The 13,006-nt window shown below is 41.0% G+C and carries 13 protein-coding genes and 1 pseudogene; 5 read left to right on the forward strand and 9 right to left on the reverse strand.

Translation table 11 applies throughout. From position 1 onward, the window contains the following. Together QNK26_RS13220 and QNK26_RS13225 are read left to right on the forward strand one after the other, a co-directional pair. Nucleotides 1-219, forward strand: a pseudogene (locus QNK26_RS13220) (NCS2 family permease); the annotation flags it as partial. 15 nt (nucleotides 220-234) lie between these two features. Further along, entirely contained in the window at nucleotides 235-798 is a 564-nt protein-coding gene (locus QNK26_RS13225; RefSeq protein ID WP_319223678.1) for a xanthine phosphoribosyltransferase, read from the forward strand. A gap of 77 nt (nucleotides 799-875) precedes the next feature. Here the strand turns inward: QNK26_RS13225 and QNK26_RS13230 are convergent, their stop codons facing one another. From QNK26_RS13230 to QNK26_RS13250, 5 genes are all read right to left on the reverse strand, one after another. Then, nucleotides 876-1,430, reverse strand: coding sequence for a type II secretion system protein (locus tag QNK26_RS13230; RefSeq protein WP_319223680.1), 555 nt, complete (start codon nucleotides 1,428-1,430; stop codon nucleotides 876-878). A gap of 287 nt (nucleotides 1,431-1,717) precedes the next feature. After that, the gene (locus QNK26_RS13235) at nucleotides 1,718-2,767 is read right to left on the reverse strand and encodes a hypothetical protein (protein ID WP_319223682.1); all 1,050 of its coding nucleotides are present in this window, start codon (nucleotides 2,765-2,767) and stop codon (nucleotides 1,718-1,720) included. A gap of 29 nt (nucleotides 2,768-2,796) precedes the next feature. Next, entirely contained in the window at nucleotides 2,797-3,438 is a 642-nt protein-coding gene (locus tag QNK26_RS13240) for a hypothetical protein (protein ID WP_319223684.1), read from the reverse strand. A 10-nt stretch (nucleotides 3,439-3,448) separates the two neighbouring features. Then, entirely contained in the window at nucleotides 3,449-4,780 is a 1,332-nt protein-coding gene (locus QNK26_RS13245; RefSeq protein ID WP_319223685.1) for an anaerobic sulfatase maturase, read from the reverse strand. Nucleotides 4,781-4,893: 113 nt separating this feature from the next. Further along, nucleotides 4,894-6,474, reverse strand: coding sequence for an arylsulfatase (locus QNK26_RS13250; RefSeq protein WP_319223687.1), 1,581 nt, complete (start codon nucleotides 6,472-6,474; stop codon nucleotides 4,894-4,896). Between the two features lie 217 nt (nucleotides 6,475-6,691). On the opposite strand from QNK26_RS13250, the gene QNK26_RS13255 reads away from it, so the two are divergent. Together QNK26_RS13255 and QNK26_RS13260 are read left to right on the forward strand one after the other, a co-directional pair. Next, nucleotides 6,692-7,462 carry a response regulator transcription factor gene (locus QNK26_RS13255; protein ID WP_319223689.1) on the forward strand — a complete coding sequence of 257 codons (771 nt, stop codon included), beginning with the start codon at nucleotides 6,692-6,694 and terminating at the stop codon, nucleotides 7,460-7,462. 94 nt (nucleotides 7,463-7,556) lie between these two features. Then, nucleotides 7,557-8,705, forward strand: a complete 1,149-nt coding sequence (locus QNK26_RS13260) for an OmpP1/FadL family transporter (protein ID WP_319223692.1) — start codon at nucleotides 7,557-7,559, stop codon at nucleotides 8,703-8,705. 105 nt (nucleotides 8,706-8,810) lie between these two features. Here QNK26_RS13260 and QNK26_RS13265 read toward each other — a convergent pair whose 3' ends face one another. Then, nucleotides 8,811-9,647 carry a hypothetical protein gene (locus QNK26_RS13265; protein ID WP_319223695.1) on the reverse strand — a complete coding sequence of 279 codons (837 nt, stop codon included), beginning with the start codon at nucleotides 9,645-9,647 and terminating at the stop codon, nucleotides 8,811-8,813. A gap of 133 nt (nucleotides 9,648-9,780) precedes the next feature. Between QNK26_RS13265 and QNK26_RS13270 the strand changes: the two genes are divergently transcribed. Next, nucleotides 9,781-10,737, forward strand: coding sequence for a LysR family transcriptional regulator (locus QNK26_RS13270; RefSeq protein ID WP_319223697.1), 957 nt, complete (start codon nucleotides 9,781-9,783; stop codon nucleotides 10,735-10,737). 221 nt (nucleotides 10,738-10,958) lie between these two features. Here QNK26_RS13270 and QNK26_RS13275 read toward each other — a convergent pair whose 3' ends face one another. The 3 genes from QNK26_RS13275 to QNK26_RS13285 all read right to left on the reverse strand — a co-directional run. Continuing rightward, a complete protein-coding gene (locus QNK26_RS13275) occupies nucleotides 10,959-11,243 on the reverse strand; it encodes a hypothetical protein (protein ID WP_101061086.1) in 285 nt (94 codons plus the stop codon). A gap of 84 nt (nucleotides 11,244-11,327) precedes the next feature. Further along, nucleotides 11,328-12,845 (reverse strand): protein adenylyltransferase SelO, encoded by a 1,518-nt coding sequence (locus tag QNK26_RS13280; protein WP_319223700.1) that lies wholly within the window; start codon nucleotides 12,843-12,845, stop codon nucleotides 11,328-11,330. Between the two features lie 59 nt (nucleotides 12,846-12,904). Beyond that, nucleotides 12,905-13,006 (reverse strand): peptide-methionine (R)-S-oxide reductase (locus tag QNK26_RS13285; RefSeq protein WP_319223702.1); only part of this gene is annotated, 102 nt, incomplete at its 5' end.

Raw genomic sequence — 13,006 nt, forward strand, 5'->3', positions numbered from 1 at the left:
AAGAACTTAGCGATGATTAACTGGGACAAGAAAGAATCGGCAATTCCAGTATTCTTTATCATGGTATTCAGCTTGTTAACCTTCTCGCCTGCCAACGGCATGGCAATGGGTTTCATCAGCTACTGTTTCGTAATGCTAGTGCAAGGTGATGGCAAAAAAGTACATCCGATTATTTACTCACTAGCACTACTATTTATTGTTTATTTAGCACTTTCATAATTTAGGGACGAACACATGAACTTATTAGAAAAAGCGATTTTAGAGCACGGTAAATCAGTTAACGATGTTGCCTTAGATGCAAGTAGCTTCTTAACGAAACAAATTGATATTCAGATTTTAGATTGGTGTGCATCGCAACTAGCTAGCCACTTTCAAAATTCTAAAATCGACCGCATCCTCACAATCGAGAGTGGTGGTATTGCTATCTCGACCTTAGTGGCATTAAAACTGAATGTACCATTAGTGGTGATGAAGAAAAAACGCAGCATGTTAGACCCTGAAAATGTGCTAACAACCAATGTATTTAGCTTTACTAAAAATTCGTCATATGAATTGAACTGTAATGTTGAACACATTAATGACAATGACCGCATATTGTTTGTTGATGATGTATTAGCACACGGTAATGCAGTTGAAGGGACGTTGGACATTCTTAAACAGACGAACGCTGAATTAGTGGGTGTTGGTATCTTGTTTGAAAAGTCGTTCCAAAGTGGTGCAGCAATGCTAGCAGAAATAGGCATTGATACCTTGTCATTGGCACGTATTAGTTCATTAGAAAACGGCATTCATTTTTAATAAAATGGCGGTTAACTAGCATAAAACAAACCAAAGGGGAGAAACAGCAACTGTTTCTCCCCTTTTAGTTTTAGCTGCTAACAACCATCTTCAACGGTAGAGACTTCGCTATACGCAACAGCCTCATTGGCGATCTCGAATGCATAAAATGCATAACATTGATCTTTGGCTGACTTACCCTGTGGTATGAAAAACATGCCCCAGCCTTGGGTATAACCACTAGGTACATTACCGGCTTTAGTTTGGTCAACCACACATATCGACGCTTGTGAGCATACCTCATCTAACACCGCTGAATTATGGTAGCCATTACCTAAATAATGCAGATTACTATTCATCAACTCTGCTAATTTTGTATCCCAAATTTCTTGCGGTTTACCATAATAGGTATTAATCGCAACACCTCCGACATCTACCGCAACACTTGATTGGTCATCGAGACCTTGCATGATCGCCGCATAGTTAACTTGCTCGACGACAAAACTGAAATTACCCGCAATACCTTTAATCGCGGCTATTCGAGCGTCCTGCTGAATATTGATAAATCTCGGGATAGCAACTGCGGCAAGAATACCAAGCACTATGATCACAACAACCAGTTCTATAAGGGTAAACCCTTTATTTTTATACATAATTAATTTCTGCTACCTAATACTGCAAATAAACTTTCGTTATGAGGCTTTATTATTTTGTATAAGATAACGACTTGTTAAATAAAATCAACTATGGAGCGGAAAACAATAGCAATGTACCTCGTTTTAGTTTAATGGTAGCAAGGCTAAAAGGCGCCATGAAACTTAAGCGTAATTTATATTTTGTCATAACAAGGCTCATCACTATTCTCTACGAGTTCAGTTTAAATAAGACTTATTATATATACCAACACTGAACATAATATGAATAGGATAATCGAGAATAACTACTTAATCGATAGCATTAAATCATCAACGATCTGCGCTGGGATTAACAACCGTAAATCACTCAGACACGAACTCGCATCTATACCTTGCTGTAATTGTAATTCGCACAAACTGTACAAATATTGTGGCTGAGGATTAACTTGATAAGCCTGTGACAACAGTTCAACGGCCGCCATAGGTTCTTGTGCTTTAGTCAGCAATGCCAAGGTATAACTGACTTGTGCATCTTGCTCATTTGCTTGATGAGCTAGTTTAATATTTGCAATTGCAGCACCGCTGTTTTTTTCACGATAGTGTGCTAAACCTAAACTAAAATACAATTCACTGCTGGCTTTACCTTGTTGAGTGATCTGAGTTTGCACAACCTCTTCAAGTAAAGTGATTGCTTGCTGGTTTCTGTCGGTGGCTTTTAATAGCTCCACATATTCTAAATACATGAAGTTATCGTTATTAGCTCTGTTGTGATTCAATGATGCTGTAGATCGTGTTGAAAATAGTGCTGTAAACACTCGTTCTGCTTGCTCGTAATCACCGCGAACACGATATAAATAGGCGCGTTGTACTAATCCAGCATCATCGTTTGGCAGCGCCAACATATAGGCATCAATCTGTTCACCGAGCACTTGTCGTTGGCCCTCATTCAAAAGAGGCCATAAGCTAACAACAGCTAATGCAGCTTCAAATCGCACGCTTTCTACAGCATCATTCAATAGTGGCGATATCATGTCCCAACGCGCTGAAGGCTGCCAATGTTCGACCGAAAAAATAGCAGCTCGTCGTAATTCAATCGCGTCATCGCGCGTTGCTCGACCAATGGCAATGATCGAATTTTGATCGCTGATATTACCCAATTCCATTGTCGCAGCAACCCGCTGCTGGATCGGCGCATCGATATTTTGTGAAAGCTCAGACAAAGCCATACTATCAAATGTTGTCGCACTGACATTCGTCGTCAACAATAATGCTATCAATAAGCTAACAACCAGTTGCATTACAGACATAATGACTCGAGCAGGCATCTCAATTGTTTGCTTAAAAACGTATTTCATTATCATAAATTATTCCTGGTAAACTTAAGCTAAATCGTTAATTTAAGCGCCTCAGACTTTATCAATACCTCATGTAATAACAAGATATTATCTGTCTTTGGTAAGCCCTTATCTTGCATCCAATGATAAGTAGCTTGGCTTATTTGCTCTACAGTAAATTTACCGATTTGATTACTTTCCTGAGCTTTACTCTTTTCCAGCTCTTTATTATTGTCTAGATCTTTATTATTCTCTAGACCTTTATTAACAGGTAAATAATCAAGTTTTACTAATAATTCACCCAGTTCATTCATTGCTGCTGGCGGGATCTCAATGTCTTTCAAATCCGAAGTCCACAACAGGCTTAATACGTCATGATTTGCTTTTGCTTGTTTGTAACGTGTCATTGCTGTTTTATACGGTTTTTCACATACTGCGTCATCAGGTGCTTTTTGACAGATATTGAAATACGTTGCGTACATTTTATATTCTCGTGCCATCGTCGCGAATGATTGGTCAATCAGCGGCTGTACGATATCGTTAGGGAAATCAGCGGAGTCTTCATTGACTATCTCGTTTGTCAAGGCCACTGCATTTTGATCATTGTCTTGCAACAATGACGTCGTGTTTGAACAGCCAACTAACAATAGGCTCGCGACGCCGAATAGCGCTGTAATAAGTATTTGTTTCATTGCGTGTACCTTATTTAAATTTGATTTTCATGGCGTCGGCGTTAATCTTTTTATGCACGTTATAGCCCATGCTCACTACGATCATCATGATGTATTGGTCGATATGACTGAAGAATTGCTTCCAACCACCACACAGGTAATTTAAGCCAGATTCGCCATCTAAGGTTTTGATAAAGCGGTTTTTAGGGCATTCACCGAAACACGCAAATTGATATTCACATTCGCGACATTGTTTCGGTAACGTTGCTTCTTTAGCACGACCAAATTTTTCCTGTCCCGCTGAGAATTGCATATCTTCGAGGGTTTTATCTTTGATGTTACCGAGCTTATATTCAGGGTAAACGTAGTGATCGCACGAGAATACGTCGCCATTGGCTTCGATAGCCAGACCTTTGCCACACATAGGAGCAAGGGTACATAATGGGTTTACACGTCCCATCCATGCTTCAATACTGGCTTCAAAATAAGGTACGTTGATTTGACCGATATCGTTGTCTAACCATTCATCAAATACTGTGCACAAGAACTTGCCCCATTGCGCCGGTGATACACACCAGCTTTCAACAACAGAGTTTGGGTGACTTGGATCCATTTCAGGCATGCCTTGGAATATGACTTCTTCATTTTTCCAATGTTGTGGTGCGGTCGTTTTAAAGCTTTTTGGTTCTACAATCGGGATAAATTGCATTTGCTTTGATTTAACGTCATCGCGTAAAAAACGATATATTTCCAGTGCGTTATCACCGGTTAAATTATTAACACACGTCAGCGTGGCAAAATTGATGTTGTATTTATGCAGGATCTTGATGCCCGCAAATGTTTGCTTAAACGTGCCTCGTCCAGCTCTGTTTACACGGTAGGTATTGTGGATCATTTCTGGTCCATCAATACTAATACCGACCATGAAATTATTCTTTGCTAAGAACTTACCCCATTCGTCATTGAGTAAAATGCCGTTGGTTTGCATGTTGTTTTCGATAGTGACATTGTTTGGTGCGTATTTTTTTTGCAAGCGCACGACGTCACGAAAATAGTTAACACCCAGTAGTGTTGGTTCGCCACCTTGCCAATGAAAAACAATTTCTGAATGATTTTGTTGCTCGATATAAGTGCGGATATAATCTTCTAACATCTCATCTTTCATGACTGGTTTACAACCGTCTTTATCACCCAGAAGCTCTTCTTTACTGAGGTAATAGCAATATTGGCAATCAATATTACACGTTGAACCCGTTGGCTTCGTCATGATGTTCATGCGCTTAGTTGGTTCATGGGGATTGTATGTATTCACGTCTTTTTTCGCTGTTAGCTTATCTGTCATGGTTTGTAGATTGTTAGTCATGGTATCTCACTTAATTATCGATGCTGTGGTGTTGGTAGTAGCAAACTCTCCTTAGTTTGTAGTAACGAGCTACCTAAGCAGCTCGTTACTTGTGCATAATCAATTAGGCATGATTATTTATATTGTGCACGTTCCCAAATTTGCATTTTCTCTACAATCTTATCGATTGAGAATGAACCAGGTACTTGACGTGGTGGGAATTCAGTAAAGGTATTTAACCACTGGAAAGTATAACCAGCGCCCATATACATGTACGGTACATGTTCAACAAACCAAGTTTCATATGCGCCAGCAGTATCAAATGCTGATTCATACGGGTCTTGACGTAAATTGAAGATGTAAGGAATACGAGCTTCAGTCATTTGACAGCGCCATGCATCTAAACCGTGACACTCTTGGTATGAATAAAGGATTTTCCAATCACCAACTCGCACACCAGCAACATCACCGCTATCAGTACCATAAACAAAGGCTTTACGTGGCCAATCTTTATTATCATCTGCTACGGTTGATTTGCCTTCGATAAGTTTTGGTAATAAGTTGTAACCATCTAAATGCACTTTGTATTTCTTGCCGTTTAACTTAGTGCCTTTTTTCAAGTCAGCTGCGATTGTTGGTTCGCCTGCTGCAGCCAGGAATGTTGTCGCCCAATCATTGTGCGCTGCAATTTCATTAACCACTTGACCCGCAGGGATCTTAGCTGGCCAACGCACCATAGCTGGTACACGGAAACCACCTTCCCATGTAGTGTTCTTCTCGCCTTTAAAGCGTGATGCACCACCATCTGGCCAAGACCATTTTTCAGCGCCGTTATCAGTGGTATACAGAACAACGGTATTATCAGCGATTTTAAGATCATCCAACTTATCCAGTAACACACCAACCATGTTGTCGTGCTCTACCATACCGTCGCCGTATAAACCGCCACGCTTAGATAAACCTTGGCTTTCTTCTTTCAGATGCGTCCAAACGTGCATACGTGTCGAGTTAAACCAAACAAAGAAAGGTTTGTTTTCTTCATGTGCACGGTCAATGAAATCGAGAGCTGAAGCAAGGAACTCTTCATCAACCGTTTCCATGCGTTTCTTGGTTAACGCACCTGTATCTTCAGTACGTCCGTCAGCATAACTGTGTAACACACCACGTGGGCCAAAGCGTTTTTTAAAGCCTGCACCTTGAGGATAATCTGCGTGTTCCGGTTCTTCTTCAGCATTCAGGTGATACAAGTTACCAAAGAATTCGTCAAAGCCATTAGCTGTTGGTAGCTGTTCAGGGCGGTCACCTAAATGGTTTTTACCAAACTGACCAGTCATATAACCTTTGTCTTTCAACATCACCGCAATGGTTGGATCTTCTTGACGCATACCTTGGGTAGAACCCGGCATACCTACTTTAGTTAGACCAGTACGGATTGGATGTTGTCCGGTGATAAATGCAGCACGACCAGCAGTACAAGATTGCTCGCCGTAATAATCAGTAAATAACACGCCTTCATTGGCGATACGGTCAATGTTTGGTGTAAAATGACCAGCTTGTCCATGTGTATAAGCACTGATGTTATCAATACCAATATCATCACCCCGGATAGCAAGAATATTTGGTCGGCTTTCATCGGTGGTTGCGAAACTTGCCGTAGCCGTAGTCGCTAAAATCGCACCTATCGACAATTGCAAAAACGTCTTATTTTTAAACATAATAATGTCCTGTGATTGTTTTACTAATTTGTGAATAAAATCATCACCGGCTATTCTCCATATGCTAAGGTGTTCAGTAAGCAGTAAATTTACTGAATAAAATAGTCAATTGACTTACATCACTCAAAAGACAATCTAGGCTCACAAAGACTGTTTTTCAGTACTTTTACGCTAGTACTTTTATACTTTTACTGCGTGTTTAAAAATGGAACTAAGAATGCCAGAATTTACTAAAAATGATTTCGAACAACTGATCATGGCGCAATCGAGCGCATTAATTTCAAGCTCGCCAACAGACTTCATTAAACTCTGGCGCCAGATAGCCATGGATGCATTAGATTGGTTTAATATTGATAGGCTTACACTGTTTCCTAACTCGATGATCTTACTTAATGATGGTAAAACTGTGTCGGTCGCAAAAGCCGGTATTCCACCATTAATTAAACAGCATTTTATTGGTGGTAATGATAAGGACTACTTTAAGTTATTAAAAATCAAGCATGATTGGAACAGCTTTACCGCGCAGGAATTACAAAAAGATAAGTGCACAGTATTAAATAAGTTATACGAACAAGGTGGTCGCTGGCACTGTATTATTCCATTGCAACTATTTGGACAAAACTGGGGAGCGCTGTCTTTTACCCGATTTGGCGATAATGATCAGCCGTTAGGCAATCACGATTTAAAACGCCTCAAGCTATTGTGTGAAATGTGGTTATGTTATTGGCAGCATTCAACGCTTGCCCGCAATTTACAGCAAGAAATAAATGAAAATGAGAAGTTACTACTACTGAGTAAAAAGCAGTGTGCTGTCCTGACGTTATTGGCGCAAGGCTATAGCGCTAAACAGTGTGCAGATAAGTTGTTCTTGAGCTCACGTACTATCGAATCACATAAATATCGTATGCTCGATATTCTGGAATTCGATAAACATACAGAATTAATCCAGTTTGCATTACGTAACGGCTTAGGGATCGCCAGCGATTAATCCACAACCAGTAATTCTACTGCTTTATCCCGCCTTTATGTCATTTATCATTGCAGCCATGTTCAATTTGTTATTTTATGTCTGTGATGATCCTATGAAAAAATATATCTTTCCGTTACTACTCATATCTCCCCTTACCTCAGCCAGTGGCCTGCTATTACAAGAAGCTACGATGGCAAATGCCGGAACCGCTGGCGCAGGTGATGGTGTCTATACCAAATCAGCTGCTGCCAACTGGACCAACCCAGCAACCATGTCACAAATGGGTGAACAAAAAACCACGGTGAATGCGATGGCGCTAGGACTAGAAATGGAGTACGCTGATAACAATGATCCCGCAGGTAATTCAACAGCTAAAACCTTTATGCCGACCATAGGTGTATTCCACGTTCAACAATTGACGAAAGATATACATCTCGGATTAAACTTCGGTATTGTTGGCGGCTCAAGTGTTGAATATGGTAATGACTGGGCAGGTGCTGCATTACTTGATTCCGCATTAATGTCAGCACTACAAATCAATCCAGCTTTAAGTTATAAAATAAATGACAAATTATCTATTGCTGCCGGCGCGCAAATTAACTACGGTTTAATAAAAGTATCAACGTCAGTACTTGAAACAGATATCGCGACTGATTGGGCTTATGGTTTTAATGTAGGTACCTTATACCAAGAAAAACAGTGGTCACTGGGCATGAGCTACCGTTCTAAATTAGATCATAAATTCGACGTCGATGTTGAGACACTCAGCCTCATCAAGCCAAACCCATCTCAACTCAATCTAACAACTTCTATTCTTGTTCCTGCAATCACAGATATTAGTGCTCGCTTCGCCATCAACGAGCGACTGTCTTTATTGGGTTCGGTACAGTTCCATCAATGGAGTGAATTTGAAGGCACTCCGATAAACAACGAAATCAAAGACTTAAGTATTGAACGTGATTGGGATGATGTTTGGCATTACGCTATCGGCACTGAATATGCACTTAATAATGGCTGGACACTAAAAGCCGGTTTCTCATACGAAACATCTCCGCAAGATGACCCAACCAAGCAATGGGTCGACTTACCTGCTGGCGAACAATACCGCTATGCACTAGGTGCAAGCACCTTATGGGGTAACCGTACAGTTGATGTCTTTTACGAATATGCAGACTTAGGCAGCGTTGATATGACCAGAGCTGGTGTACAAGGTCAGTTCATCGGCCATATTCACTTCGTTGGTGCCAACATGACCTTCTAATTAGTACTCATCATCTGTAGCACATTTGTGTAAATCATCAATACGGGAAGTCTCGTATTGATGATTTAAGCGATTAAATTACCAGTGTAAATACAGCTCGACTCACTAAAATCGGTAATCAACACCGACAGAGACTGTGACTTCTTCTGATCTTTCTTCACCATCAGATAAAGTGCTTTTTTCAGTTTGGATCTTCATCGCATCGTATTTGACTTCAAGCATGATGTTAATGGTCTTATCGGCAACGTGGGTTTTGATACCTTGTACCCACATAATATTAGCCACTTGCATATCCACGCCTGAATACGATGAACCAAGGTTGACATTAAATACAGAGAAGTGAGTCTCGTTCCAAGGGTGTACCGCATAAAGGTTTACGGAACCAAGGTGGGCATCATTACCTTTCAGTGTTTGTTGAATATCAGCATCAGTCACTGAAAAACCACTAACTGATAATGGTGAACCAGCCATGGCTGAATTAGCGAGTTTGGACAAATCTGCGGTTTTAAAGTCGATATAGGTGTAATTTAATGAAGGAAAAAACAATGTGCCATCATCACTTTCTAACGGCAGCATATAGCCTGCGGTGTACATACCAGCAGCATCGTCTAAGCGATAAAGATCCATGTATACACCACCAAAGCGGTCGAAATGAGCTGCGCGAACTCGGGCATTGTTAGACTGAGTGTAATATTCCGCGAAGCCGATTGTTTGCGATATATCACTGGTTAAGCCGCTGGCACCGCCACCAGCAAGTAGCTTTAATTCGCCTGCATCGCTGGAAAATACAGCGGCTCTAAAGTTACTGTTTCTCGGATCTGCATCATGGTACTCCTGATCGTTCTGAGATTCCTGAGACTCATTAGCAAACACACTTGGACTACATGCTGCGCTGATAACTCCAGCTGTAATTAAAGATAATAACGTTTTATTCATACCCATGACTTTCTCCAAATAACGATATAACGAGTCGATTAACTTGGTGGGGAATATGAATGAAGCAGGCATTTAATACCACTTATAGCCGCTATTAGCGATACTAATAAAACCACGAACACCGTGATGGAAAAGACTTATGCATAAAACTTATAATGAAAAAATAAACCTCAATTACCTGCGTATATTTAATGCTATTTATCAGGCAAGAAGCACCACTATTGCGGCTAAAAAATTAGGTGTTACCCAATCTGCAGTCAGCCAAACATTAGCAAAATTGCGTGCATTCACTGGTGACCGTTTATTTTATTCAGCCAACAATGAGTTAGCACCGACACAACGTGCGATCATCATTAATGAAGGTTTAAACGAGAGTATTCAAGCGATTGACGACTTATTATTACCGGTAAGTTTTTTTGACCCTGAGCATTTTAATGGTGAGCTTACGGTAGCGGTATCAAGTGTATTTCTAGAAAGTTTTGCCACCGAATTCACTACTTCAATCATGTTTGAATCTTTGCCTAATGCCAAAATAAACGTCACTACGTGGACAGATAACACCATGAAAGACATGATTGAGGGCCGTGTGCATATGGCGATGAATTTCGATCCAATCAGCACACCAAAATCGATACGCTGTATTCCATTAACCCAAAGCCAAGGCATGATCGTCGCTCGAAAAGATCACCCTTGGGTTACAGGCGGTATGCAACAATCCGAATTTAATCAATATCCACTGGGCGGCTGTCTATTACCTGATACCCTTGAGAGTGAATCCTTGTTCCAGTCTCGTGATTTTAAGTCATTCGATTTGAAATATCGTTCAGCAAGTATGTCAGTGCTTAACTGCTTGGCCAAACATTCTGATATTCTGGCACTCACAGAAACATTATCCGCATCAGTTTGTGATGACGACATGGTATGCATCCAACCACAATGGCTGAATGACAAGCTGCCGAACAAAATCAATCATGCATTCTATTATCTTGAAAAAAACCACCACGTCCCGTTATATAAATTTAGCGCTGAGATTGTTAAAAAAGTAATCGAAGATAAACTAGAGCAAGTACGTAGCCGCACCCTAATAGTTAGTTAAAATGCTGATTATAATATAAAATTAGATTTTTAAGTGACGGATAATATCGCTTTCAGAGCGGGGGCGGATCTTAACTATATTGATCGAGATAAAACGTTTTTACCCTATGACCTTAGCGCAATGTTCTCAACTGGCGTGATTTTTAGTTTTTAGTGTTCGCCATCATGCAAATATCTGTAGGGCCCCCCCTACAGACCTGTATTTACATCGTAGTAATCGTATTACTTAATAATCGACACACCGTCAACTTGCGCTACCGTGCTAGCTTCGGTACGTTCGATGGTTTTAACCAGCACTGATTGAATAGTTTCATCTTCGCGCGCATCACTTTTGCTTAAAAACTTTTGCGCTTGTGGCGCAGCGCCTTCTTCTAACGTGAATGTCATCACAACTTCTGTCGCCGTATCTGCCGTTGCCCCAAAGTACTCTATCGATACCATTGGATAGCCTTTAAAGCCTTTTTTAACTAACTTTTCGATACGTTTTTTTGCTTTATCCACATTCATAAATTGAATCCTTGTGGTAATGAAACCGGAGAGAATATAACCTTGTATAGCCCATCTTATCACGCCTCTAAAAAAACAGCCCGATTAAGACGAACAGCTCAGTACCATCTTACGTCCCCACTCCGGTGGTAATGCCGCTAGCGTTTCAAACTCAGGGTGTTCATCAAACGGATTGGCCAATACCTTAACTAACTCATTAACCAAGCTGTAATCATAATCCGTAGCTTGCTCAATCGCTTGCTGGGCCAAATAGTTGCGTAAAATATATTTAGGGTTAACTTGGTCCATGTGTACTTTACGCACATCGTCAACACTCAACTCTAGCAATAAGCGTTGCTGATATTGTGCAGCCCAAGTATCGAACCCATCACGGTCAATGAACTGATCACGAATAGCGCTATTCAATGCACCTTCAGTACTGTCAAAATCACTTAATGAACGGAAGAAATAGCTGTAGTCAACACTGCTGCTGGCTAAGATTTCCAATAGCTGCTTAATCAATTCACCATCACCGTCCAGCACTTGCTGTAAACCCAGTTTAGCACGCATTAACTGACGTAATTTAGCCAAGAAAATATCATCATAGGTTTGCAAGGTTGCATTTAGCGGTTCAACATCCATGAACGGCGTTAAGGAACGACCTAACGCCATTAAGTTCCAATAACCGACTTGCGGTTGCTGATTAAAGGCATAACGGCCTGAGTAGTCAGTGTGGTTACAAACATAAGCGGGATCGAAATCATCCTGAAACGCAAACGGGCCATAATCAAAGGTTTGACCCAAGATTGACATATTATCGGTATTCATCACCCCGTGCACAAAACCTACCGCCTGCCAATGCGCCATTAACTCAGCGGTGGTGGTGACGACTTGTTTATAAAACGCCAAATAAGGCATTTCTGCGGTTAATGCATCAGGGAAATGTTGTGTTAACGTGTAGTCCAACATTAACTTTAAATCGTCTAAACGCTGGGTATAGTAAAAGTGTTCGAAGTGACCAAAACGTACGTGTGATTCAGCAACGCGCACCACCATTGCCGCTTGTTCAACTTGCTCGCGCATTATCGTATCACTGCCGACAACGACACTTAATGCTTGCGTTGTGGGAATGCCTAAGCCTTGCATTGCAGCACTACATAAATACTCACGGATACTTGAACGTAATACCGCACGACCATCACCTTGGCGGCTATAAGGGGTTTTACCTGCACCTTTCAAATGCAGATCCCAGGTTGGGCTATCAGCTTTATCAGTACTCTTAACTTGCGCTAACAGCAAACCACGACCATCGCCTAAGTCTGGGTTGTAGTGACCGAACTGATGACCGGTATATTTCATTGCCAGAGGCTCAAAACCACTTGGTAGGTAATTGCCCGAGCATAACTGTAATAACGCATCACTGTCTGCAAACGAATCATCAAGCCCTAACAACGCCAGTACTTGTGGATTTAGGCTCACCATTTTCGGATCGCAGAGGCCAGCAGGTATTTGCTTGTTATAAAAATGCGCGGGTAACCTTGCATAGTGATTATCACAGGTCAGTGAGTCGATACTACTCAGTACTCCTTCATGACTGTTTACTGGTTTATTCGCGCTGCTCACAGGATATCCCTACTGTTAAAAGCTATATATAAATATACCCAAATAATTGCGATAAAAACTTAGTCTTTACGCTCTGCATTAAATGCCATTGAGATAGAATTAATACAAAAACGCTGACCCGTCTCGGTTGGTCCATCCGGGAATACATGCCCTAAATGCGC

Source organism: Moritella sp., assembly GCF_033791185.1.
Classification (GTDB): Bacteria; Pseudomonadota; Gammaproteobacteria; order Enterobacterales; family Moritellaceae; genus Moritella.

Bases quoted from the DNA above. Each gene is read 5' to 3' on its own strand.
- QNK26_RS13225 (WP_319223678.1), top strand. From the start codon at position 235: ATGAACTTATTAGAAAAAGCGATTTTAGAGCACGGTAAATCAGTTAAC.
- QNK26_RS13230 (WP_319223680.1), bottom strand. From the start codon at position 1,430: ATGTATAAAAATAAAGGGTTTACCCTTATAGAACTGGTTGTTGTGATC.
- QNK26_RS13235 (WP_319223682.1), bottom strand. From the start codon at position 2,767: ATGAAATACGTTTTTAAGCAAACAATTGAGATGCCTGCTCGAGTCATT.
- QNK26_RS13240 (WP_319223684.1), bottom strand. From the start codon at position 3,438: ATGAAACAAATACTTATTACAGCGCTATTCGGCGTCGCGAGCCTATTG.
- QNK26_RS13245 (WP_319223685.1), bottom strand. From the start codon at position 4,780: ATGACTAACAATCTACAAACCATGACAGATAAGCTAACAGCGAAAAAA.
- QNK26_RS13250 (WP_319223687.1), bottom strand. From the start codon at position 6,474: ATGTTTAAAAATAAGACGTTTTTGCAATTGTCGATAGGTGCGATTTTA.
- QNK26_RS13255 (WP_319223689.1), top strand. From the start codon at position 6,692: ATGCCAGAATTTACTAAAAATGATTTCGAACAACTGATCATGGCGCAA.
- QNK26_RS13260 (WP_319223692.1), top strand. From the start codon at position 7,557: ATGAAAAAATATATCTTTCCGTTACTACTCATATCTCCCCTTACCTCA.
- QNK26_RS13265 (WP_319223695.1), bottom strand. From the start codon at position 9,647: ATGGGTATGAATAAAACGTTATTATCTTTAATTACAGCTGGAGTTATC.
- QNK26_RS13270 (WP_319223697.1), top strand. From the start codon at position 9,781: ATGCATAAAACTTATAATGAAAAAATAAACCTCAATTACCTGCGTATA.
- QNK26_RS13275 (WP_101061086.1), bottom strand. From the start codon at position 11,243: ATGAATGTGGATAAAGCAAAAAAACGTATCGAAAAGTTAGTTAAAAAA.